19 protein-coding genes and 2 pseudogenes are annotated in these 24,186 nt (G+C 32.3%); 6 read left to right on the top strand and 15 right to left on the bottom strand.

All coding sequences use genetic code 11. From position 1 onward, the window contains the following. Positions 1–18 precede the first annotated feature (18 nt). Positions 19–405 (bottom strand): hypothetical protein, encoded by a 387-nt coding sequence (locus AC1RRU_RS09200; RefSeq protein ID WP_011275373.1) that lies wholly within the window; start codon positions 403–405, stop codon positions 19–21. Positions 406–618: 213 nt separating this feature from the next. On the opposite strand from AC1RRU_RS09200, the pseudogene AC1RRU_RS09195 reads away from it, so the two are divergent. Beyond that, positions 619–1,623 (top strand): annotated as a pseudogene (locus AC1RRU_RS09195) (HoxN/HupN/NixA family nickel/cobalt transporter). A gap of 119 nt (positions 1,624–1,742) precedes the next feature. Then, a pseudogene (locus AC1RRU_RS09190) lies at positions 1,743–2,552 on the top strand (SDR family oxidoreductase); the annotation flags it as partial. A 115-nt stretch (positions 2,553–2,667) separates the two neighbouring features. Here AC1RRU_RS09190 and map read toward each other — a convergent pair. After that, the gene (gene map / locus AC1RRU_RS09185) at positions 2,668–3,420 is read right to left on the bottom strand and encodes a type I methionyl aminopeptidase (protein WP_016931021.1); all 753 of its coding nucleotides are present in this window, start codon (positions 3,418–3,420) and stop codon (positions 2,668–2,670) included. Positions 3,421–3,571: 151 nt separating this feature from the next. Here map and AC1RRU_RS09180 point away from each other — a divergent pair, with 151 nt between their 5' ends. Further along, complete coding sequence (locus AC1RRU_RS09180; protein WP_016931022.1) at positions 3,572–4,561, top strand: FUSC family protein; 990 nt, start codon at positions 3,572–3,574, stop codon at positions 4,559–4,561. Positions 4,562–4,625: 64 nt separating this feature from the next. Here AC1RRU_RS09180 and gatD read toward each other — a convergent pair whose 3' ends face one another. Further along, a complete protein-coding gene (gene gatD, locus AC1RRU_RS09175) occupies positions 4,626–5,345 on the bottom strand; it encodes a lipid II isoglutaminyl synthase subunit GatD (protein WP_016931023.1) in 720 nt (239 codons plus the stop codon). 2 nt (positions 5,346–5,347) lie between these two features. Continuing rightward, positions 5,348–6,658: a lipid II isoglutaminyl synthase subunit MurT gene (gene murT, locus AC1RRU_RS09170; RefSeq protein ID WP_016931024.1), complete on the bottom strand. Its 1,311-nt coding sequence runs from the start codon at positions 6,656–6,658 to the stop codon at positions 5,348–5,350. Between the two features lie 195 nt (positions 6,659–6,853). On the opposite strand from murT, the gene ftnA reads away from it, so the two are divergent. Both ftnA and AC1RRU_RS09160 read left to right on the top strand, forming a co-directional pair. Next, positions 6,854–7,354: an H-type ferritin FtnA gene (ftnA, locus tag AC1RRU_RS09165; protein ID WP_011275365.1), complete on the top strand. Its 501-nt coding sequence runs from the start codon at positions 6,854–6,856 to the stop codon at positions 7,352–7,354. Positions 7,355–7,610: 256 nt separating this feature from the next. Next, positions 7,611–8,162 carry a 3'-5' exonuclease gene (locus tag AC1RRU_RS09160; protein ID WP_037551142.1) on the top strand — a complete coding sequence of 184 codons (552 nt, stop codon included), beginning with the start codon at positions 7,611–7,613 and terminating at the stop codon, positions 8,160–8,162. Between the two features lie 57 nt (positions 8,163–8,219). On the opposite strand, the gene dinB is transcribed toward AC1RRU_RS09160, so the two are convergent. From dinB to gatC, 7 genes are all read right to left on the bottom strand, one after another. Beyond that, the gene (gene dinB / locus AC1RRU_RS09155; RefSeq protein WP_493196575.1) at positions 8,220–9,296 is read right to left on the bottom strand and encodes a DNA polymerase IV; all 1,077 of its coding nucleotides are present in this window, start codon (positions 9,294–9,296) and stop codon (positions 8,220–8,222) included. Between the two features lie 105 nt (positions 9,297–9,401). Continuing rightward, on the bottom strand, positions 9,402–9,950 hold the full coding sequence (locus tag AC1RRU_RS09150) for a DUF3267 domain-containing protein (RefSeq protein WP_011275362.1): 549 nt from the start codon (positions 9,948–9,950) through the stop codon (positions 9,402–9,404). A gap of 126 nt (positions 9,951–10,076) precedes the next feature. Beyond that, positions 10,077–11,441, bottom strand: coding sequence for a 23S rRNA (uracil(1939)-C(5))-methyltransferase RlmD (gene rlmD, locus AC1RRU_RS09145; RefSeq protein WP_011275361.1), 1,365 nt, complete (start codon positions 11,439–11,441; stop codon positions 10,077–10,079). A gap of 102 nt (positions 11,442–11,543) precedes the next feature. Further along, the gene (locus tag AC1RRU_RS09140; protein WP_011275360.1) at positions 11,544–12,536 is read right to left on the bottom strand and encodes a diacylglycerol kinase; all 993 of its coding nucleotides are present in this window, start codon (positions 12,534–12,536) and stop codon (positions 11,544–11,546) included. Between the two features lie 248 nt (positions 12,537–12,784). Beyond that, positions 12,785–14,212, bottom strand: a complete 1,428-nt coding sequence (gatB, locus tag AC1RRU_RS09135) for an Asp-tRNA(Asn)/Glu-tRNA(Gln) amidotransferase subunit GatB (protein WP_016931027.1) — start codon at positions 14,210–14,212, stop codon at positions 12,785–12,787. Between the two features lie 12 nt (positions 14,213–14,224). Beyond that, positions 14,225–15,682, bottom strand: a complete 1,458-nt coding sequence (gene gatA, locus AC1RRU_RS09130) for an Asp-tRNA(Asn)/Glu-tRNA(Gln) amidotransferase subunit GatA (protein WP_011275357.1) — start codon at positions 15,680–15,682, stop codon at positions 14,225–14,227. A gap of 1 nt (position 15,683) precedes the next feature. Then, complete coding sequence (gatC, locus tag AC1RRU_RS09125; protein WP_011275356.1) at positions 15,684–15,986, bottom strand: Asp-tRNA(Asn)/Glu-tRNA(Gln) amidotransferase subunit GatC; 303 nt, start codon at positions 15,984–15,986, stop codon at positions 15,684–15,686. Positions 15,987–16,451: 465 nt separating this feature from the next. On the opposite strand from gatC, the gene putP reads away from it, so the two are divergent. After that, positions 16,452–17,990 (top strand): sodium/proline symporter PutP, encoded by a 1,539-nt coding sequence (gene putP, locus AC1RRU_RS09120; protein WP_016931028.1) that lies wholly within the window; start codon positions 16,452–16,454, stop codon positions 17,988–17,990. Positions 17,991–18,048: 58 nt separating this feature from the next. Here putP and AC1RRU_RS09115 read toward each other — a convergent pair whose 3' ends face one another. The 4 genes from AC1RRU_RS09115 to pcrB are packed head-to-tail and all read right to left on the bottom strand — an operon-like array spanning position 18,049 to position 24,161. Then, complete coding sequence (locus AC1RRU_RS09115; RefSeq protein WP_011275354.1) at positions 18,049–19,254, bottom strand: CamS family sex pheromone protein; 1,206 nt, start codon at positions 19,252–19,254, stop codon at positions 18,049–18,051. Positions 19,255–19,266: 12 nt separating this feature from the next. Then, entirely contained in the window at positions 19,267–21,270 is a 2,004-nt protein-coding gene (ligA, locus tag AC1RRU_RS09110) for an NAD-dependent DNA ligase LigA (protein ID WP_070487611.1), read from the bottom strand. A gap of 3 nt (positions 21,271–21,273) precedes the next feature. Continuing rightward, positions 21,274–23,469 (bottom strand): DNA helicase PcrA, encoded by a 2,196-nt coding sequence (gene pcrA, locus AC1RRU_RS09105; protein ID WP_011275352.1) that lies wholly within the window; start codon positions 23,467–23,469, stop codon positions 21,274–21,276. Next, a complete protein-coding gene (pcrB, locus tag AC1RRU_RS09100) occupies positions 23,466–24,161 on the bottom strand; it encodes a heptaprenylglyceryl phosphate synthase (protein ID WP_011275351.1) in 696 nt (231 codons plus the stop codon). The genes pcrA and pcrB overlap by 4 nt, the downstream gene beginning before the upstream one ends. Between the last annotated feature and the right edge of the window lie 25 nt (positions 24,162–24,186).

Here is a 24,186-nt window from a genome sequence, read left to right as displayed (position 1 = left end):
GCCCCCTATTCCTCTCAATTAAGCTACTACACTCATTTGTTCAATTATGTCACATTGCCCTTGTGTTGTGATCTTTTCTTTTGAGCAACGATGAATATCCGCTTCAATTCTTGCACAATAGGCTTCAAATAAATCAAGCTGTCTTTTAAGACCTTCAATTTCATAATTATTAATTTCTTGTGCATGTTTAATATTATACGTATTAGTAATATCAATATATTTATTTTCTAATGTTGCAGTTAAACTGTCAATCAACTTATTCATTTGTGTTTTCTTTTCTTTTAAATATTCAATATAATTTTCAATGCTCTTTAATTTACGATCTAAACTGATTTTGTAATCATTAATGTTTCGTTTAATAACTACTTTAAGAAAGTGTTGTAAATATAAGTCCATATAATTCATAGAACCACCTCGTCCTTGATTAAGCTCAATTATAGTTTAAAGTGACTCAAACTCATATAGGCTCTAGGACCATCTTACTCTCATACTTTAGTACGATGTTTATTATTTCTATAGAATTTATATAAAATTCATGTAAGTTACACCTCAAATTTTATTTTCAACTTAAACAGGTCTATGATTAATTATATTTATTTTTGAACGAAGGTAACATCAATGATTAACACACATCGTCTTAATTGGCTTCCTTATGTACTTGTTGTGATTTCACTTCACATTCTGTGTTTTGGCCTCCTCTATTTAGCAAATACTAATCATTTACTACTAGGTATGGGATTATTTGCTTATACATTAGTACTTCGATACGCTTTTGATGCAGACCATATAGCTGCTATTGATAATACAGTGCGTAAATTATTCCAACAATAACGTAATCCAGTATGTGTAGGTTTCTACTTCTCAATTGGACATTCGACAGTAGTCTTTTTTATGGCTGTCTTTTTAGGCATTTAACTTAAATAGGCTAAAGATGCATTACCCCACTTTCAAGAAATTGGTGGAATTATTGGCACTCTCGTTTCAGGAACATTTTTAATTATCATAGGTATATTAAATCTAATGATATTAATTTCTTTAATAACTTTATTTTTAAAGTTTCGCAAAGACAAAATTAATGATGAGAAGTTAAATGATTTATTAGATACACGTGGCTTTGTTTCTCGTATGTTCGGACCATACTTTAAATTTATTAGTCATATTTGGCATGTCTTGCCACCAGGCTTTCTATTTGTTTTAGGATTGGATACTGCTAGTGAAATCTCATTGCTATCTTTATCTTCAGGTGCATCACAGCAAGCAATTTCATTCGTAGGTATAATATCTTTACCTATATTGTTTGCTGCCGGAATGAGTTTGCTAGATACATTAGACGGTATACTTATGATTTCTGCTTATAATTGGGCATTCTTCACTCCTATTCGAAAAATTTATTACAATATTACAATTACTGCTATATCTGTTATCGCTGCGCTATTAATTGGCACTGTTGAATTACTACAAATACTAGTTGATAAGCTTCAATTAAAAGGTTCTATCTGGGAATTTATTGAAAACATACAATTTGATAATATAGGTTATATTTTAGTGATTTTATTTATTATCAGTTGGCTCATTTCTACTTTAATTTGGAAATTTGGCAAAGTTGAACAACGATGGTCTTAATAGATTCATTTCTTGGACATTATTCGTAGAATAGTTAATACTTTATTGACTTTCACAAAGGAGATTATGTTATGACTAAAACTATTGCTCTAGTTACTGGTGCTTAATCAGGACTAGGATTTGAAACATCGCTCATGCTTGCTGAAAAAGGATTTCAAGTATATGCCACGATGCGTAATTTAGAAAAACAAATAGATTTAAAAAATGAAGCTACTAAAAGAAATGTAGACCTAACCATTTTAGAATTGAATGTAACCAAATTAGATAGTATTAAATCTACTGTTGAATTCATTATACAAGAAGAAGCTCGTATAGACATTTTGATTAACAATGCTGGCGCCGGCTTTAATAAAACTACAGAACAAGCAACCGATGAAGAAATAAATTGACAACTTAATTTAAATTTAATGGCTGTTATTCGAATGACCAAAGCTGTATTACCAATCATGAGATCACAAAGAGAAGGTCGTGTTATCAATATTTCGTCAGTTGGAGGCCTAGTTGGACAACCTTTCAACGAAATATATTGTGCCGCTAAGTTTGGTGTTGAAGGTTATACAGAATCTTTAGCAAGTTATATTCAACCTGAATTCAATATTAAATTTACTATTATTGAACCCAGAGGCATACAATCTGAATTTATGCCCAACATTATGAACCACTTAACTCAAACTGGTGGCATACAAGAAGATGAATATACGCACTTATACAATTCATATACTAGTGGTATTAAAGAAAATTATGGGCATGATGCTTCTCAAAGTTCACATGAAGTTGCGCAAGTCATTTTAAAAACAATTGAAATGAAAGAACCACCTATCAGAACGCGTACGTCTGATTGGTCTGAAACTTTCACAAAAATTAAAACCAAACTAGACCCAGATGGCAAACAACAGCAGAAACAAGTCTATAAATTATTAGTTAAATAACTTTATAAAACTAACTAGTATAAACTAAAAAACCAGTAAATGAGCGTTGTCATCTCTTTTACTGGTTAATTTATATATATATCGAATTTTTAATTAATAGTAATTAAATATGAAATTAATCAATTTTTGTAGTTAATAATGGTCCATCTTTAGTAACGATAACCGTATGTTCGATTTGAGCGACAAAACTCTTATCTCTAGTTTCGAAGGCCCATTCATTTTTACCTTCTGTTACAAAAGTTGCTTTAGAAGAAATAAATGGCTCTACTGCAATTACAACCCCTTCTTTAAGTAAAGTTTTATCTTTAGGATCATAATAGTTCATAACATGGTTAGGCGCCTCATGTAGTGATTGACCTACACCATGCCCAGTTAGATTTTTAATGACAGTTAAATCATTTTGACGTGCTGTTGCATGTACTGCTTTACCGATATTACTTAATTTAGTTCCAGGTTTAACTTTTGCCATTGCATTTTCAAATGCCATTAGTGCAACATCACATACTTTTTGTTTAAGTGGGTCACTTGCTTCACCCACAACAAAAGAAATACCAGTATCAGCGTAATAACCATTTTTTAGAGCTGATACATCTATATTAACTAAATCTCCTTCACGGATGATTCGTTTGCCAGGAATGCCATGGGCTACTTCTTCATTAACACTTATACATGTTTGCCCAGGGAAATTCTCATCATGAATAGGTGCTGAAATAGCACCATGTTCTTCAAACAAATCTTTAGCTATGTTGTCTAATTCTTTAGTTGTAATACCAGGTTTAGTAGCTTCTTGCATAGTATCTCTAACCTTAGCACAAATGTAACCTATCTCTTTTAAGGCTTGTAATTCTTCTTCTGTTTTTATAATCATAATATCCCGTTCCTTTTTAAATTGTGATTACACCTTATTATACCAAAAAAATTTTGATATACTAAACATACAAAAAATGAAGCGCAAAATAATTTCTGTTTAAAAGATAAAATTATAATTGTTATTTTCGTACAACGAGAGGATTTATCATATGGATAAATGGTACAAGAAAATTATAGGAGCGAGAACAATCAAAACTGGCCTAGCGACCTTTTTAACATCGCTATTTTGTTTGATGCTTGATCTCACTCCAATCTTCGCTATATTAACTGCTATTGTAACTATCGAACCTACTGCAAAGGCGTCATTAAAAAAAGGTTATAGAAGATTGCCCGCAACGGTAATTGGTGCATTATTTGCTGTACTTTTTACTTTTATTTTTGGTGACCAATCGGCTTTAACGTATACGTTTAGTGCACTTTTTACTATCTTAGTTTGTACTAAATTAAACCTGCAAGTTGGTACTACTGTTGCGGTGTTAACATCGGTTGCCATGATACCCGGCATACACGACGCCTATTTATTCAACTTTTTTTCAAGATTATTAACTGCATTAATCGGTTTGGTTACAGCAGGATTGGTCAATTTTATAGTTCTGCCTCCTAAATATTATCAGCAAATTGAAGATAATTTAACGCAATCCGAATATAAAATGTATGAGTTGTTCTCTTCAAGATGTAACGAATTATTATTAGGAAAATTTGATTCTGATCATAGTAATGATCTTTTAAATAAGTTGATGGGTGTTATAAACAAGACTGAAACTTTAACTGGCTATCAAAAAGACGAATTACGTTATCATAAAAACAAAGAAGATGAATGGAAACGATTAAAAAATATTTCGAACCGTTCCTATATCGATAGATTACTGGCTACTCACCTATCAAATATTATATATTTACCTAAGCACATACATTTAGTTTTTACACCTGAGGAAAAAATAGCTATTATTAAAATTAGTAATAGCGTCAATAATATTATCAAAAGCAATCATTTTGAACCTCACCGCTCATCTGCATCAACACTTAAATCTTCTGTTAAACGCTTAGAAAAATTTGATCAGAATCAAATCAAAAGTCATGTCATTTATGAAATACTTCTAATCTATAAATTATTAGATAGTAGATATAATGACAAATAAAAAATGACGTACTGGAAAATTTCTATAAATCCGGTACGTCATTTTTAATTGCTTATTATATTTGTTATTTTTTTGATGATCTTTCTATAATAACTCTTTTAGCCGCTTCTTCTTCAGTGTTATCTAATTGTTTAGGTTCAAAAGGTATACCTTTACGTTCACAGGCTTTTTCTAATAAATAATCAGTCAGTTCATGATTCTTTGGAAGGATAGGTCCATGTAAATATGTTCCTAATAAATTTTTATAGTGAATACCTTCTTGTTTATCATCATCATTATTACCGTGACCAACCGTAACATGTCCTAACGTACCAAAATTATGATGTGTTCGACCACCGTGATTCTCGAAGCCAACTATCGTTCCAAATGTATCACTCTCGATTACTATATCACCAGTTAATCGTTCAGTTCGTGATTCAGTATAGAAATCTAAGATACCTAAACCTTCAAGTTCAGTTCCATCAGGCGTAATATATTTTGTTCCTAAAAATTGATAACCACCACAAATCGTTAATCCTGGCATACCATCTTCAATAGCATCTTTAAGTGTAGTCTTTATCTTGCTTAATTCCTTAGTAGCAATACTTTGTTCTCTATCACTGCCACCGCCGATAAAGAATATATCACAATTATCAAGCGTCACACCTTCAGTTTGGTTAACTTCTACTACATTTAATTGAATACCACGTTTCTTTGCTCTTTGTTTGAGTGCAATAATATTTCCTATATCACTATATAAATTTAATTTATCTGACATAAAATGATAAACGGTTAATTCATTCATATTTATTGCCCTCCTTTAAATGAACGATTAAGTTGTTCTAACATTGGAGATAAAGATGTGTAGTTAGGAATAGCTACCGTGAAACCTTCATAATTCATTGTCATCGCAGTTGCTTTATAAATATCTTTTACAAGTATAATTGGAACATTTACTTCGGCTAATTTCAGACGTAATTGTAATTCTTCAGCTCGAGTCCCTGTAACAATAATCGTTTCAATATTTTGTTCGCTTAATTTCTCGAAATCGGCATCATAAATCCAAGAAGTATCACGACCATCAGCTGCATTATCATTTAGACTAATGACATATACTTTTTTACCTACTAACTGTTCTCCTACTAATAAACTAGCATTCATACCTGCAGGATTCTTAGCTAAATTAATCATGGCTTCTTTATGATCAAGTTTGAAATATTGCATACGACCATTATCTGAAGTATATGATTCGAAACCAATTCGAATAGACTCATCATTGAGTCCTAATTCTCTCAACACAGTATAGGCAGCTAATGCATTATAAGCGTTGAAGTCTCCGGCAATTTTCATGTTAAATGTTGTTTCATTTATATTTAATGCTAAGAACGGAGATACTGTGAATGATGAAACTTCATATTTAGGTAATTCACGTTTGAATCCACATGAACAATGGTAATGACCGATTTGATTATAATGAATGTAATCGTATGCTAATAATTTGCCACAATTTGGGCAATACTTACTCTCGTTCATAGTACTTTGCTCAAACTCATGTGCGTGTGCTTTCATACCATAATAAACGATAGAGTCACTAGCTATTTTAAGTCGACTTACAAAAGGATCATCCGCATTGAGTAACAATTTAATTCCTTTATTACTAATTGACTTAGCTATGTTATTTACCATTATATCTATTTCGCCAAAGCGATCCATTTGATCACGGAAGAAATTAGTAAATATCATCATTGATGGAGTGACTTCTTTTAAAACTCGAGGAATAGATCCTTCATCGATTTCAATAACCGCTACTTTAGTATTTTTAGTGCTTTGCATGATAAAGGCAGATGTGATGCCTGCTGCCATATTAGCACCTTCATTATTATGTATAATATCAATATGATTTGCTTTTAATGTATGTCCTATAAGATTAGATGTCGTCGTTTTACCATTAGTCCCACTAATAAAAACGATGTCATCTACTTGTGCAGCTAATTTTCTTAATATATTTTGATCCACTTTGCGGGCAACTTGTCCAGGTAAATCTGTACCTTTTTTCCCAGCAGCGATACTAGCCTTACGAGCCAATTTCGCTAAGTGCGTTGCAGTCCATTGTCTCATGTGCTTCCTCCTCATATAAATCACATGAATAATTATAACACGTAAAGGGTATAACAAAAAACATTCTCAATTAAAAATAGCAAGTTACATTCTAGATTATAATAATTATTATTTACTAATGAGAATAGATTTGTTATACTTCTAATGAACAAAGGCAAAATCAATTATAAAATCTTAAATAGAGGTGACTTAATTATGCTAAGTAAAGACTTGTTAGAAGCACTTAATGATCAAATGAACCATGAATATTTCGCAGCTCATGCTTATATGGCAATGGCAGCTTATTGCGATGATGCTTCATATGAAGGTTTCGCTAACTTCTATATCCAACAAGCTAAAGAAGAACGTTTCCACGGTAAAAAAATCTATGATTATATCAATGATCGTGGTGAACATGCTGAATTTAAATCAATACCAGCGCCTAAAACTGAATTTAAATCTATCCTTGAAACATTTAAAGATGGATTAGCACAGGAACAAGATGTTACTCGTCGTTTTTACAATTTATCTGAAATAGCTCAAAAAGATAAAGACTATGCTACGATTTCTTTCTTAAACTGGTTCTTAGATGAGCAAGTTGAAGAAGAATCAACATTTGAAACACATATTGATTATTTAAATCGTATTGGTGATGACTGCAATACTTTATATTTATATGAAAAAGAATTAGCAGCTCGTTCATTTGATGAAGAATAACTTTTATCTCAAGGTTTAATTGTGATTGAGACAAACTATTTTTATTGCTTGCCTAGTACATTGTAACTAACTAACATGCACAAAAAGGTGTAATGCTAGTTATTCTCAAGACTCATAAATATTAATGGAGTGGATAATGAATTCGAAATGAATTCATTTCTACTCTTTTTTTATTTTATGAATGCAACATTCTGGAAATAAATTTATATTTTTAGCTAAAATAAAAGAATCAATACTTGAAAGGACAGTGTTAGGAATGGAAAATGCCTTTATAGCATTAGACTTCGAAACTGCAAATGGTAAACGTACAAGTATCTGTTCAGTTGGTATGGTCAAAGTAGTTAACAATGAGATTGTGGAATCTTTTTATACTTTAGTTAACCCTTTTGATTATTTCTCTCAGACGAATATTGAGGTTCACGGTATTACACCTGAAGACGTGAATGATGCTCCCAGTTTTGAATATGTATTCCCTTATATGATGCAATTTATTGGTAAATTACCTGTTGTTGCTCACAATGCTGCTTTTGATATGAATGTACTTCATCAAAGTTTAAAACAGTTAAATATAGAAACACCCTCCATGATTTACTTCTGTTCATATCAACTTGCTAAACGTACAATTGATGCATATCGTTACGGACTAAAACATTTAATGAAACATTATAAATTAGATTTTCACGGTCATCATGATGCACTCAACGATGCTAAAGCATGTGCAATGATTACGTTTAGATTATTAAAACACTATGACAATTTACAAAGTATGCTCCAAATTTATGGCAAAAATTTAAAAGATAAAGGTTAACCCACATGAATTGCAATTACTGGTTTAGTTTAATTGCTAATGTCATCATGAACCTTTTTATCTTTCTATAAAATCATAAATCGTCATATTCTCATATGTTGACTGTTCTAAATTGCCAACCGTTACACCGATTAACCTTATTGGAACATCAGGATCCTTCAAATCATTATACAAATCATAAGCTACATTATATATATCAATATCTCTACTTACTGCCTCTCTTAAACTTCTTTGTTTAGAAAATGTTTCATATTGATAAGTTTTTAATTTAACTGTTACCGTACTACCTGATTTTTGTAACTTGGATAAACGTTCTGCTGTCTTGCCAGATAGTTCCCATATTTTTTGTAAAATTTCTTCATCATCATTCACATCAGTTGAAAATGTTCGTTCAGTACCCACAGATTTACGCACTCTCGTTGCTTTTACTTCACTATGATCAATTCCTCGCGCTTTAAGATATAAGCCACGACCTCTTTTTCCGAACCAACGTATTAATTCAAATTCAGTTTTATCATACAAATCTTTACCTGTATAAATATCATGGTTATGCATGACTTTTTTCGACGCTTTACCCACACCTGGAAAGTCACCAATATCTAGATTCATTAAAATATCGTTTACATTATTATAATCGATAACCTTCATGCCATTAGGCTTATTCATACCACTTGCTAATTTTGCTAAAAATTTATTATAAGATACACCTGCAGAAGAAGTTAAACCAGTTTGTTCAAATATATCGCGTCGAATAAACGTTGCGATTTTAGATGCAGACAAGTCAGGTCTAACAAGGTGAGTAATATCTAAATACGCTTCATCCAATGACATTGGTTCTACAATATCTGTATAACTTTTAAATATAGACATAATCACGGCAGAGGCTTCTCTATAAGCGTCAAATCTTGCTCTTACATAATATCCATTAGGACATAATTTATGCGCTTGAGACATTGGCATTGCAGAATGAACCCCATATTTTCTAGGCTCGTAAGAAGCAGTAGAAACCACGCCACGAGTACTTGCCTTACCACCTACAATTACAGGTTTACCTTTTAATGTAGGGTTATCTCGCATTTCTACTTGTGCAAAAAAGTAATCCATATCAATATGAATAATCCTTCTTTCAGCCATAGTCTCACCTCTTTTAAAATAAAATAAGCCTCAATATAATTATAATGTGACTAGCAACAAAACTCATGAAATGTGCACATAAATAATTATATTGAGACTCACTATTTATTCAAATTCGTTATTAGCTTGTATTGGTCGTTGATGATACATAATTAAACCTTCATCTGATGGATGTACATATTCAAATTTATTAGTAAATGTAATACCTACTAAATATAAATCGATTAAGCAATATCCAATATGTATACTTAACATAATAATAATTGAGGAGTATGCGTAAATACTGAATATAAACATTAATAATCCTGTTAATATAAACATTGGAGCTAGCATTATTGTGCAAAATTGCCATTTATTAAAATATTTTTTGGAAATATGTACTAAAAGAAAACCTTTTTTATATTTAAAATGAGGCTGTTCCCCTCTTGAAAAAATAAAAAATGAAATTCTATGAATGAGTTCATGTAGTCCTAAAATAACTATAAACCCTAAAATACCGTATAATAAGTTAGCTAAAAATGTTTGTTCATGAATAGTTGTAAACATAAATGCCCATTTATAAGTAAACACTATCATAAATAAAATTACTACTAATTGAGTTGCCATAAATTTAGGTAAGTTGATTCTATTTGGTGAAAAATCAATTTTCTGCACAATAATAACCTCCAATCTCTGTTAATTTTCAACCATAGTATACACAGTCGATGTTGAGAAAAAAACTTTTTTATAAGATTTAATGCTCTGTAACCATTTCTTAATATTTGTATTAAAATTTCACGTTTAAGATTTTCTTTCAAATAATGCAACTGTCTCTACATGTGTTGTTTGAGGAAACATATCGACAGGTGTAATTTCTTGCAATTCATATTGTGAATCTAATATTTGAGCATCTCTTTGTTGCGTAGAAGGATTACAAGAGATGTAGACAATACGCTTAGGATTTAGTTTGAGCAGTGTTTGTAAGAAGGTTTCATCGCACCCTTTTCTAGGTGGATCTACCATAACAACATCTGGTTTGATACCTTGTTGTTTCCATTTTATAATGACTTCTTCTGCTTTACCACAGACAAAAGTTGTATTTTCAAATCCATTTAAAGTCGCATTTTGTTGTGCATCTTTAATCGCTGACGGTACAACCTCAACACCATAAACATGTTTCGCTACTGGAGCCATATATAAACCTATCGTACCAATACCGCAATATGTATCAAGAACTGTTTCTTCACCTGTCAATTGCGCATACTCTATTGCTTGTTGATATAATTTTTCAGTTTGTGAAGAATTTATTTGGTAGAATGATTGGTCACTTATCTTAAATGTAGTATCACTAAGTTGATCTGCAATCTTATCTTTGCCGTATAACGTTACAGACTGTTCCCCCATAATAACATTAGAATGACTTTTATTAATATTTTGTTTAATGCTAGTTATGTTAGGAAAAGTTTCTTTCAGTTTTTCAACTAAAATTGAAGCTTGCTGGAAATTTTTACCATTTGTTACAAAAACTACCATCTTATCATCAGAATAATAACCTGTGCGAATAACTAAATGTCTTAAAAGTCCTTTTTTTGTACTCTCATTATAAACACTAATATCGTAATCAATAATCCATTGTTTGACGTGATTCATAATGTCTTGGTGTACATCATCTTGAATTAAGCAACTATCCATATCGATAATATCGTGACTTCTTTGTCGATAATATCCTATAATTGCTTTTCCATCTCTATCTTTACCAATTGGCAACTGTGATTTATTTCTGTAATGCCAAGGATGATCCATACCGATAGTTTTGTTAATGATTGTATTGCTAAATTGTGCTTTTCTATGGAATAAGTTGGTAACTTGTGACTGCTTCATAGCCAATTGGGCATCATAAGTCATGTGTTGCAATTGACAACCACCACACTTCCAATAGTATTTACATGGCGGTTCCACGCGTTGCTCACTTGGTTTAATAACTTGAAGAAGCTTACCAATAGCAAAATTTTTCTTCACTTTAATAATTTTGTATTTAATTACTTCACCAATTAACGCATTTGGCACAAATATCGGATAACGGTCGATTTTAATGACACCATGCCCTTCATGTGTTAAATCAACAACGTTACCTTGTTTTATTTCATTTTTATTTATGGTTTCCATTATTTCACCCCACATAAAAAGAGGTTAGAGTAGTTTAATCTTGGTTTTGTTTTTCATACCTAAGACATCAAAACTATTGCTCAACCTCTTCAACTGTATAATTTACTCTGATATTTCATTGTTTTTAATAATTTCTTCATTCGATGGCTTCTCTTCAATAATGCCATCTTCGACTTGTTGATCTTCAGTTAATTCTTCATTATATATATCTTTTGGCGTACATACTTCGATATGTCTTTTTAAATTCAAGAAATTAGCTGGTAATTTACCACCATATTCACCATCTACATTCAGTTGCATTTCAGTAAAGGATGAGATATTAATTGATTTAGCTTTCTCATAAATAACCTTTGGATGTTTAATGTGTTCTCCGCGAGATGCTAAAGTCATAATGTGTCCTAATTCAGCAAGGTTAGCCTTTTCTACAATAATTAATGTGAAATGCCCGTCGTCTAACTTAGCATCTGGAACTAATTTCTCAAATCCTGCCATTGAGTTTGTCAGTCCCAATAAGAATAATAATGCCTCACCTTGAAAAACTTGATTATCATATTCTATACGCAAATCTACAGCTTTCATCTGAGGTAACATTTCAAATCCTTTAATGTAATACGCAAAGGGACCTACAATTGATTTTAATCGACTTGGCGTCTCATATGAAACTTGAGTTAATTGACCACCAGCTGCTAAATTGATGAAATAACGATTATTCATTTTTCCTATATCAACTTTTGTCGTGTGATCATCAATAATAACATCAACAGCACCCATAATATCACTTGGTAAGTGTAAGGCCCTACCGAAATCATTCACTGTCCCCATAGGGATGATACCTAATTTAGGACGATTGGGTTGTTCAGCTATGCCATTAACAACTTCATTAAGTGTGCCATCTCCACCAGCTGCTATAATAATATCATAATCTCTTTTAAGTGCACGTTCAGCTTCAAGCGTTGCATCGCCTTCACGCTCAGTAGCATAAGCACTTGTCTCATAACCGGCACGTTCTAATTTAATTAAAACATCTGGTAAAGTTCTTTTAAAAAGTTCCTTTCCAGAAGTTGGATTATAAATGATTCTTGCACATTTTCTCATAAATTATCCCTCATCTTTTTATACATATTCTTATATTAAATGATTTATAGGAGAGTTGGAAGTATTTAAATCAATAATCTTTAAAATACATTTATTACACTATTTACAATTAAATAATCAAAGCAGTTATAACATTAAAAATAATTGAACTAAAAACACCACACACCAAAATTAAAAGGCTTGTTCCCTAACCATGATAGGAAACAAACCTTAAATGATGCTTTAATTCATTATGTTTAAATCTTTAATTAACGTTTATCTAATTCTTGTTTTAATATTTGGTTTACTTTTTGAGGATTAGCTTGGCCTTTAGATGCTTTCATAATTTGACCAACTAAGAAGCCCATTGCTTTCCCTTTACCATTTTTATAATCTTCAACAGATTGAGGATTATTATCTAAAGCTTCAGTGACGAATTTAGTTAAAGTAGCTTCATCAGAAATTTGAACTAAACCTTTATCTTCCATAATTTGTTTAGCATCGCCACCATTTTCAGCTAATTCTGGGAAAACTTTTTTAGCGATTTTACTACTCATCGTACCATCTTCAATAAGTTTAATCATACCAGCAAGGTTTTCTGGTGTTAATTTAGTATCTTGTAAATCAACTTGGTTTTTATTTAAATATTCATTAACGCCACCCATTAACCAGTTTGAAGTTAACTTAACGTCTGCACCTTTTTCAATAGCACCTTCAAAGAAATCAGACATTTCTTTAGTAAGTGTTAATACGTGCGCATCGTATTCAGGTAAACCTAAATCATTTACATATTTAGCTTTACGCTCATCTGGTAATTCAGGGATTGTTTGACGTACACGCTCTTTCCATTCTTCATCTACGTATAAAGGTACAATGTCAGGTTCAGGGAAGTAACGGTAGTCATCTGAGCCTTCTTTAACACGCATAAGGATTGTTTTACCAGTTGATTCATCAAAGCGGCGCGTCTCTTGTCCAATTGTACCGCCGTTTAATAATTCTTCTTCTTGGCGTTTTTCTTCGTACTCTAAACCTTTTCTAACATAGTTAAATGAATTTAGGTTTTTTAATTCAGTTTTTGTACCGAACTCTTCTTGTCCATAAGGACGTAATGAAATGTTGGCATCACAACGTAATGAGCCTTCTTCCATTTTACAGTCTGATACACCTGTATATTGAATAATTGAACGTAATTTTTCTAAATAAGCATAAGCTTCTTTAGGGGATCTAATATCTGGTTCAGATACAATTTCAATTAATGGTGTACCTTGACGGTTTAAGTCTACTAAAGAGTATCCATCTTTATGTGTTGATTTACCAGCATCTTCTTCCATGTGAAGACGTGTGATTCCGATACGTTTTGTTTCACCATCTACTTCAATATCAATATAACCATTTTCCCCAATTGGTTGATCAAATTGAGAAATTTGATAAGCTTTAGGATTATCTGGATAGAAATAGTTTTTACGGTCAAATTTAGAATTTGTAGCGATATCCATATTTAAAGCCATTGATGCACGCATAGCCCAGTCTACAGCACGTCTATTAACAACCGGTAATACACCAGGATATGCTAAATCAATAACATTTGTATTTGAGTTAGGTTCAGCTCCAAAATGTGCTGGTGATGGAGAGAACATTTTTGAGTCTGTTTTTAGCTCAACGTGAACTTCAAGTCCGATAACTGTTTCAAAATGCATTATTTCCACTCCTTATAATTTTTCATATGCGTCATGTAAATTGAATTGTGTTTCATATTGATATGCCACACGATATAACGTCTTTTCATCAAAAGGTTTACCGATAAATTGTAAGCCAATTGGTCTACCGTTTGATTGCCCACAAGGAACAGAAATACCTGGTAAACCAGCTAAGTTAACAGGTGTAGTTAATAAGTCATTAGCATACATAGTTAATGGATCATCGATTTCATCACCTAAGTTAAACGCAGTAGTTGGTGCAGTTGGACCTACAACAACATCATAGTTTTCAAAAACTTTATCAAAGTCATTCTTGATTAATGTTCTAACTTTTTGTGATTTTTTATAGTAAGCATCATAATAACCAGAACTTAATGCAAATGTACCTAGGAAGATACGACGCTTAACTTCAGCACCAAATCCTTCAGATCTAGACATTTTATATAATTCTTCTAATGATTGGGCTTCTTTTGAATGGTAGCCATAGCGTATACCATCAAAGCGAGCTAAGTTCGCTGATGCTTCTGATGACGCGATAACATAATATGATGGAATACCATATTTCGTATTTGGAAGTGATACTTCATCAACTTCTGCACCTAGAGATTTAAGTGTTTCAACTGCATTCTTAACAGCTTCTTTAACATCTTCATTGATACCTTCACCTAAATATTCTTTTGGTAAAGCAACTTTTAAGCCTTTAATGTCTTTACCAATTTCTGAAGTAAAGTCAACGTCTTCAACTGGTGCACTTGTAGAATCATTTCTATCAACGCCTGAAATTGTCTCTAGAACGATAGCGTTATCTTTAACATTTCTTGTAATTGGACCAATTTGGTCTAATGAAGATGCAAAAGCAACTAAACCGAAACGTGATACACGTCCGTAAGTTGGTTTCATACCAACTACACCACAATATGCTGCTGGTTGTCGAATTGAACCACCAGTATCTGAACCTAGACTGAATGGTACTAAACCTGCTGCAACTGCTGCTGCTGAACCACCTGACGAACCACCTGGTACAGCTGTATGATCGAATGGGTTAACAGTTTGTTTGAAATATGATGTTTCAGTTGAACCACCCATAGCAAATTCATCCATGTTCAGTTTACCGATTAGAATCGCATTTTCATCATGTAGTTTGTTCATTACAGTAGATTCATAGATTGGAACAAATCCTTCTAACATCTTACTAGCACATGTTGTTTCCACATCTTTAGTAATGATGTTGTCCTTAATTCCCATAGGAATACCAAACAATTTACCTTCCATTTGACCTTTTGCTTGTAATTCATCTAATTCTTTCGCTTTTTTAATAGCATTATCTTTATCTAGTGCTAAAAATGATTTAATAGTAGGATCCGTTTCTTCAATTGCATCATAGATGTCTTTGACAACTTCTGAAGGCTTAATCTCATTGTTTTTAATCATTTCTGATAATTTTTCAACTGATTCATAACGAATACTCATCTTAAGCTTCCTCCTCATTCATGATAGCTGGTACTTTAAATTGACCATTTTCTGTCTCTTTAGCATTTTTTAATGCAAGTTCTTGAGGAATGCCCTCGATTGCTTCATCATCACGTAACACATTTTGCAAATCTAATACATGATAAGTTGGTTCAATACCTTCTGTATCTGCTGTGTCATTTTGTTTAGCAAAATCTAAGATACTTTCAAGTGTATTAGCCATTTCTTCAGTTTCTTCTTCAGAAATTTGAAGTCTTGCTAAATGTGCTATATGTTCAACCTCTTCACGTGTAACTTTAGTCATTTATTAAAAGCCTCCTTATTACTCATTCATCATAAAATTGTATCAAATTTTCACTTAAAAATCTAAATATTTATTGAGACAACATAACTTCATGACATTATTGATGATTAATTCATAGGTAAGTAATTAATAAACACTTTATAAATAATGTAACTCAATTATTAATTTAACGAAAATACTGACCTAAATTATATATAAAAAATATTTATAATCTTTAATATGCATATTACGTATAATAAAATCAATAAACTTTTTTACATTTTGAAAACGCTTACTATTGTGCTTTGAAAGTATTTTTCTTTTTAAAAATTAAAATTTATACTTCTCTAAACCATTCACCACATTGTATAATATTACATGTAACTAAATCATTTAAAAAAGTTGCATACTCATGTAATTGAAATTTACTAATGTTTATAAGTCATCTAAGTCTTTACACCATATAAAAAAAGGGGGTATTTCTTTATGCTTATTTTAGGAGCAAGCTTGCCTAGTCAAGTTAATACCAATTGGCAAACATACATAATGATTGCGATTTATTTTATTATTTTACTTATCATTGGATATTACGGCTACAAACAAGCTACAGGTAATTTAAGTGAATATATGCTTGGTGGACGTAGTATCGGACCATATATCACTGCTTTATCTGCAGGTGCATCAGATATGAGTGGCTGGATGATAATGGGACTACCTGGTTCTGTCTATAGCACTGGTTTATCAGCAATATGGATAACAATTGGTCTCACATTAGGTGCATATGTTAACTATCTTGTCGTTGCACCAAGGTTGAGAGTTTATACTGAAGTGGCAGGTGATGCAATCACCCTTCCTGATTTCTTCAAAAATCGACTTAACGATAAAGAAAATATTATTAAAATCATTTCTGGTTTAATAATAGTTGTATTCTTTACTCTTTATACACACTCTGGGTTTGTATCAGGTGGTAAACTATTTGAAAGTGCGTTTGGACTAAATTACCATTTTGGATTAATTTTAGTTGCAGTTATCGTTATCGCTTATACTTTTTTCGGAGGATATTTAGCCGTATCTATAACTGATTTCTTCCAAGGTGTAATCATGTTAATTGCAATGGTTATGGTCCCTATTGTTGCAATGTTACAACTTAATGGGTGGGATACGTTTTCTCGAGTTGCTGAAATGAAGCCAACAAATATGGATTTATTTAGAGGGACAACTTTTCTTGGCATTGTTTCATTATTTGCATGGGGTCTAGGTTATTTTGGACAACCTCATATCATCGTAAGATTTATGTCTATAAAGTCACAAAAAATGCTACCCAAAGCTCGCCGTTTAGGTATAAGTTGGATGACTGTAGGGTTACTTGGTGCTGTAGGCGTAGGGTTAACTGGTATCGCATTCATTCCAGATAATCATATTAAGATGGATGATCCTGAGACACTATTCATCATTATGAGTCAAATTTTATTTCATCCTTTAGTAGGCGGGTTCTTATTAGCTGCCATTCTTGCAGCTATCATGAGCACTATCTCATCACAACTATTAGTAACATCAAGTTCATTAACTGAAGACTTTTATAAATTAATACGTGGTGAAGAGCGTGTGAAAACACATCAAAAAGAATTCGTGTTAGTTGGTAGATTGTCTGTATTAGTTGTGGCAATTGTAGCAATTGCGATTGCTTGGTCTCCAAATGATACAATACTTAACTTAGTTGGTAACGCATGGGCCGGCTTTGGAGCTTCTTTCAGTCCATTAGTATTATTCTCACTTTATTGGAAAAAGCTTACACGAGCTGGTGCTATCAGCGGTATGGTAGCAGGTGCCCTTGTGGTAATTATATGGATTGCTTGGATTAAACCTTTAGCGAGTATAAATGAAATTTTCGGAATGTATGAAATTATTCCAGGATTCATTATTAGTGTCATCGTTACATATGTAGTGAGTTTATTGACTCAACATCCAGGTGACTTTGTTGAAAGAGATATTGAAAAAGTTAAATCTATTGTTCGTGAAAAATAATAATATTAAACAAAAACTACGGATAACCCAACTTGTAGGCGTTATCCGTAGTTTTATGTTAATTATTATAAATATGAACTTGGGGCTCTTTATCTTCTTTAGATTTACTAATCAAAGCTCTTGGTGTATTTCCGTCTTTAATTCGAATTTCATAGCTATCGATATTGTCAAAATATTTTCTAGCTTGTTCTGTAACATATTGGGTAATACCAATCGTTTCAGCTTGACTATAATAATCAATAGGTAAATCTATAGTTAATTGTGTTGGTTTTTTACCGTCAAATTTAACTTTACCTACTGCTTGAGTGAAGTTAGTAAAGTAAGATTGTAGGTTGTCATTGAATTGTTTAAAATTATTATTCAAATTTTCATTGTATTTTTTTGCTGTTGAAGATGGTAATAATGCTGACACTTGATCAATTTTTTTCCATTTATTAATTTTAGTTTGATCATCATCAACTGTAGTATTAGCAATAAATTCTCCTGGTGTAATTGAATTTTGATCGGATTGTTTATAAATTGCAAAATGAATAGGAATATCTTTTAAATCATCATTGGCTCTTAATCTTGTTAAGATTTCTGAAGCCATTTGTTTACCTTGTTTTTCAATTTCCTTATCATCAAGTTCTTTGCTATAAGTCTCTCCATCTTTCTCTTTTTGATAATAATAAACACTATTCATGGCTAAGCCAATTGTCATACCTTTAATATTTTTTCCTTTAGTATCCCCACTATCGTAAAAATCTTGTTCAAGAATATTAGATAAATAAGCTGGAGATTGTTCTGCGATTTTTTCTGGATCATCCTCACCTTTGTGTGATGGATTTAATCCTAAATTCTCACTCGCTTTATTGGATTCTTTCTCTTTTTCACTCATTTTATCTATTTCTTTTTTAGTGTATTTGGGATTTAAATAACTATTAAGAGTATCTTTATCTAGATATTGGCCGTCTTGATAAAGGTAATCATCAGTTGGAAATACATCTTTGCTTAGTGTCAATAAACCACTTTCGAAATCGTCACCATTGTAACTATTTGCCATGTTATCTTGTAATACACCACGGGCCTTACTTTCTTTGAATGGCAAAATCGTGCGGTAATTATCACCTTGTACGTTTTTATCTGTTGCTATTGTTTTCACATTATTTGAGTCAGTTTTAGTTTCTTGTTTATTCACAGATTGGTTATTTTTATTATCATTGTTATTGCCACATGCCGTTAACAACACAATCGACGTTATAATTAAGAATAGGGTCCGCTTCATTGCCGTTCTCCTCTAACTAGATATTTCATTTTGTTTAGCCACGAATTGCTCTTCTGTCCAAATTTCAGTACCAAACTTTTCTGCCTTAGTTAATTTAGAACCTGCATCTTCACCAGCAATTACTAAATCTGTTTTTTTAGTTACACTACTTGTAACTTTTGCGCCTTGTAATTCTAACCAGGCAGATGCTTCTTTTCGTGTCAGTTGTTGTAATTTACCTGTTAAAACAATTGTTTTATTTTTAAAATCAGGGTGACCTTCTATATCAGAAGTTTTAATTCCATTATAAACCATATTGACATTTTTATATTTTAATTTTTCAATTAATGCTTTAATATCTTCATTTTCTAAATATGTTACAACAGATTGAGCTAACTTATCTCCAATATCATGAATACTAATAAGTTCTTCTTCAGTTACTTCAAGTAGTCTATCCATTGTTTCGTATTTTTCAGCTAGAACTTGACTTGCTTTAACTCCTAGATGACGTATTCCTAAACCAAATAATAGATGCTCTAGAGAATTGGCTTTAGCATCTTCAATCGCTTTTAGTAGATTTTCAACTTTTTTGGAACCCATACGCTCTAAAGGTAATAAATCGTCTTCAGTTAGGTAGAAGATGTCGGCCACATCATTAATCACATTGTGATGATAGAGTTGTTGTATAATTTTAGTTCCTAAGCCATCAATATTTATGGCTTGACGTGATACAAAGTGAATCAACCCCTCTACAAGTTGAGCCTGACACTTTGGATTTATACAACGTAATGCAACCTCCCCTTCAATTCTTACCAACTCATGGTCACAACTCGGACAATGTGTTGGCATTGAATACGGTAATGTACCTTCAGGTCGGCGTTCCGTAATACTTTTCACTACTTCTGGTATAATATCGCCAGCTTTTTTAACTACTACACTATCCCCAATTCTGATATCTCTCTCATGTATTAAATCTTCATTATGTAAAGATGCTCTAGATACAGTTGTCCCAGCAACTCTTACAGGATCAAGAATCGCAGTTGGTGTTACAACACCTGTTCTACCAATACTTAACTCAATATCTTGTAATGTTGTTACCACTTCTTCGGCAGGAAACTTATATGCAATCGCCCATCTTGGAGATTTCTGCGTGTATCCCATTTCATCTTGTTGTTCAATGTCATTCACTTTTATAACGATGCCATCAATATCATAGGATAATTGTTCACGTTGTTTTGTCCATTTCTCAATATATTCTAATACACCTTCAATATCACCCACGCGCATACGCTCATGATTTGTCTTAAATCCTAAACGATCTAATTCATCCAACGCACCACTCTGAGTAGTTGCATCAAAATCTGTAAAATCATTAACACTATATAAGAATACACTTAATTTACGTTTAGCTGCCAATTTGGGATCAAGTTGCCTTAACGATCCCGCTGCTGCGTTTCGTGGATTAGCGAATGGTTGTTCTTCATTCTTTTCTTTTTCTTCATTTAGTCTTATAAAAGAACTACGAGGCATGTAAGCTTCGCCACGCACTTCAAAACTTAATGGTTCATTAATCTTTAATGGAATAGCATGAATGGTGCGTAAATTTTCAGTGATATCTTCACCTGTAGTACCATCACCTCGAGTTAAACCTTGAACGAAGCGACCTTCTACATATTTAAGGGACACAGCTAATCCATCAATTTTCAATTCACACATATATTCAACACTACCGACTTGTTCACGAATACGTTGATCAAAACGACGTAATTCTTGTTCATTGAAAGCATTACCTAAACTTAACATTGGTGTATCATGGTTGACTTTTTCGAAAGAAGATTGCACCTCTCCTCCTACACGTACAGTAGGAGAATCAGGTGACTTAAATTCAGGATGTGCCTCTTCTATATCTATTAATTCTCTTAATAATTTATCGTATTCACTATCTGGCACTGAAGGATTATCTTGTACATAATATTCATAACCATATTGATTTAATAAATCATGTAATTCATTCACACGACTTTTGATATTGCCCATAAATTAATCCTCCTTTTTCTCGATTGGAGCAAATTGAGCTAACAGGCGCTTTGGTCCTTCTGATTTAAATATAATATCTAATTCAACTGAGCCATTTTTCTCATTAACGTTACTTACCATGCCTTCACCCCATGATTTATGCGTAACTTTATCTCCTATTTTCCAATCAGAAGCAGAAACTTGTTTTTTAGAAGACGTTGTACGTTTGCTAAATCCACGCTTAGGTTGTTTGGTTGAAGTTTTTGGGGTAATCGTTTGACGCTGCTGCTTAGATGGTGTTTCTAATAGATCTTCCGGGATTTCACGTAAAAATCTAGAAGGCATATTAGATTGTGAGCGTCCATATAACATTCTAGACGTCGCGTGCGTAATATATAGAACTTCTTCAGCTCTTGTTATTGCTACATAACAAATCCGACGTTCTTCTTCCATTTCGTGGTCATCATCACTCTTAATTGCACGTATATGTGGAAATAGCGATTCTTCCATTCCCATAAGGAACACAATTGGAAATTCTAAACCTTTCGCCGAGTGCATTGTCATAAGGGTTACGCCACTTTCAATTTGAGCTTCATCGATGTCTGCTACTAGTGATAAATCCGTTAAAAAGTTAATCAAGGATTGTTCTTCTAATGGTGTATTCTCTTCATAATCTTTAGGCACAGACATAAATTCATCTATATTTTCAAGTCTACTACGTGATTCCAGTGTTTGTTCACGTTCAAGCATATCTCTATACCCAGATTTATCTAATATTTCAACAACAATTTCACTTACCTCTAAAAATTCCTGTTCTTTAATTAAGTTTTGAATTAGTTCATAAAATTTAATGCACTCTTGAGTTACTTTTTTTGAAAGACCAATAAAATCTACTTCTGCCAATGCGTCAAACATACTTATATTGTTATCATTCGCATAGCGTTGAATTTTCTCAACTGATGAAGGTCCTATCCCTCGTTTTGGAACATTGATTATGCGTTGTAAACTAATTTCATCATTACTATTAGCTACTACTCTCAAATAACTTAATAAGTCTTTAATTTCTTTTCTGTCATAGAATTTTTGGCCTCCAACCATCGTATAAGGAAGATTAGATTTCATAAATGTTTCTTCTAAAACACGTGACTGTGCATTGGTTCTATAAAGTATTGCCATATCACTATAATCTTTTCCAGCTTTACGGTGTTTCATTATTTCTCTAACCACATACTCAGCTTCATCACGCTCAGTCATTGCTTCATAATATTTAATTTTTTCGCCACCAGTATTTGCAGTCCACAGACCTTTAGGCTTTCTTTCTGAGTTATGTTTAATGACTTCATTTGCAGCAGTTAGGATGGTCTTTGTAGAACGATAATTTTGTTCTAAAAATATCGTTTTAGCATCAGGGTAATCTTCTTCAAAAGATAGGATATTTTGAATATCTGCACCCCTCCAACCATAAATTGACTGATCTGAGTCACCAACTACACAAAGATTTTTAAATTTACTAGCTAACAACTTTACTAATGTATATTGTGCTTTATTTGTATCTTGATATTCGTCTACGTGAATATATTGGAATTTGTTTTGATAATATTCAAGTGCATCTGGAATGCGTTCGAACAACTGAATTGTTTTCATAATTAAATCGTCAAAATCAAGTGCTTCATTTCGAGTCAATTGACGTTGGTATCCACTATAAACAGTAGCTACCATTTGCGAATGGAAGTCATTAGCCTCATTTATTGCATCTTCTGGTGTTTTAAGTTCATTTTTTAAGTTACTTATCGCCCCAATAAACATTCTTGGTTCAAAGCGTTTACTGTCAATATTTTCATTTTTTAGAACGTCTTTTATGACGGATTTTTGGTCAGTAGGATCAATAATAGTAAAATTACGTTCAATGCCTATTCTATCTGCATCACGTCTTAATATTCTTACGCACATAGAGTGGAATGTAGACATCCAAATCACTTGTGCTTCTTCTCCTACTAATTGTTCAACACGTTCTTTCATTTCTTTAGCTGCTTTATTTGTAAAAGTAATTGCTAATATATTGTAAGGAGAAACGTCTTTTTCATCTAATAAATAGGCGATACGATGTGTTAATACTCTCGTTTTACCTGAACCAGCGCCGGCCATAATTAGTAATGGACCTTCTGTAGTTCTTACCGCTTCACTTTGCTCTTTATTCATATTATTAACTAATGAATTCATTTATTAGACTCCTTTTTTATTTTTACTGTTTTAATAGCCTTTTTAATATCGTCATAAATAATATTACCTACTACAATAGTGTCAGCATATTGTGCCATCTCTCTGGCTTGTTCTATAGATGTAATGCCACCGCCATAAAACAATTGTGTATTTGTTAATAATCTGGATGCGGCTTCCACTTTTTCAACATCGCCATACTGACCACTATATTCTAAGTACATCAACGGTAGTTTGTACATCTCATTAACCATTTGCGCATATGCCTCTACATCTTCAATATCTATATTAGTATTTGATTGCGTTAATTTTGCTACTTTACTATCAGGATTTAAAACTAAATACCCTTCTAATACGACTTCATCAAAATTAACCATGAATCCGAATTGCTTTAGAGCTTTATGCATCATTCCATTATGATATGTAGTATCCTGACTATTTAGAACTGTTGGTACAAAATAAAAATCGAAACCAGGAATAATACTCTCAATATTAGATATTTCGAGGACTAATGGTAATGGATATCTTCTTACTCTACTCATCAAATGAATGACATTATCTTCGGTAACATTATCTGTGCCACCAATCATGATAGCATCAGTATCTGACATACATAGTGCATCTAAATCATTATCACTTATTTCTTTGGCGGGATCTAATTTAAACACATGTTGCCACGCTTTAATGTCATACATAATCCTTTAACTCCTTTTTTTAACA

This window comes from Staphylococcus sp. GW821-FHT11H10 (assembly GCF_058807855.1).
This window is presented reverse-complemented; position numbering and strand designations above follow the sequence as displayed.

Coding starts and splice junctions, on each gene's coding strand:
- AC1RRU_RS09200 (WP_011275373.1), bottom strand. CDS start 405: ATGAATTATATGGACTTATATTTACAACACTTTCTTAAAGTAGTTATT.
- map (WP_016931021.1), bottom strand. CDS start 3,420: ATGATTATAAAAACAGAAGAAGAATTACAAGCCTTAAAAGAGATAGGT.
- AC1RRU_RS09180 (WP_016931022.1), top strand. CDS start 3,572: ATGGATAAATGGTACAAGAAAATTATAGGAGCGAGAACAATCAAAACT.
- gatD (WP_016931023.1), bottom strand. CDS start 5,345: ATGAATGAATTAACCGTTTATCATTTTATGTCAGATAAATTAAATTTA.
- murT (WP_016931024.1), bottom strand. CDS start 6,658: ATGAGACAATGGACTGCAACGCACTTAGCGAAATTGGCTCGTAAGGCT.
- ftnA (WP_011275365.1), top strand. CDS start 6,854: ATGCTAAGTAAAGACTTGTTAGAAGCACTTAATGATCAAATGAACCAT.
- AC1RRU_RS09160 (WP_037551142.1), top strand. CDS start 7,611: ATGGAAAATGCCTTTATAGCATTAGACTTCGAAACTGCAAATGGTAAA.
- dinB (WP_493196575.1), bottom strand. CDS start 9,296: ATGGCTGAAAGAAGGATTATTCATATTGATATGGATTACTTTTTTGCA.
- rlmD (WP_011275361.1), bottom strand. CDS start 11,441: ATGGAAACCATAAATAAAAATGAAATAAAACAAGGTAACGTTGTTGAT.
- AC1RRU_RS09140 (WP_011275360.1), bottom strand. CDS start 12,536: ATGAGAAAATGTGCAAGAATCATTTATAATCCAACTTCTGGAAAGGAA.
- gatB (WP_016931027.1), bottom strand. CDS start 14,212: ATGCATTTTGAAACAGTTATCGGACTTGAAGTTCACGTTGAGCTAAAA.
- gatA (WP_011275357.1), bottom strand. CDS start 15,682: ATGAGTATTCGTTATGAATCAGTTGAAAAATTATCAGAAATGATTAAA.
- gatC (WP_011275356.1), bottom strand. CDS start 15,986: ATGACTAAAGTTACACGTGAAGAGGTTGAACATATAGCACATTTAGCA.
- putP (WP_016931028.1), top strand. CDS start 16,452: ATGCTTATTTTAGGAGCAAGCTTGCCTAGTCAAGTTAATACCAATTGG.
- AC1RRU_RS09115 (WP_011275354.1), bottom strand. CDS start 19,254: ATGAAGCGGACCCTATTCTTAATTATAACGTCGATTGTGTTGTTAACG.
- ligA (WP_070487611.1), bottom strand. CDS start 21,270: ATGGGCAATATCAAAAGTCGTGTGAATGAATTACATGATTTATTAAAT.
- pcrA (WP_011275352.1), bottom strand. CDS start 23,469: ATGAATTCATTAGTTAATAATATGAATAAAGAGCAAAGTGAAGCGGTA.
- pcrB (WP_011275351.1), bottom strand. CDS start 24,161: ATGTATGACATTAAAGCGTGGCAACATGTGTTTAAATTAGATCCCGCC.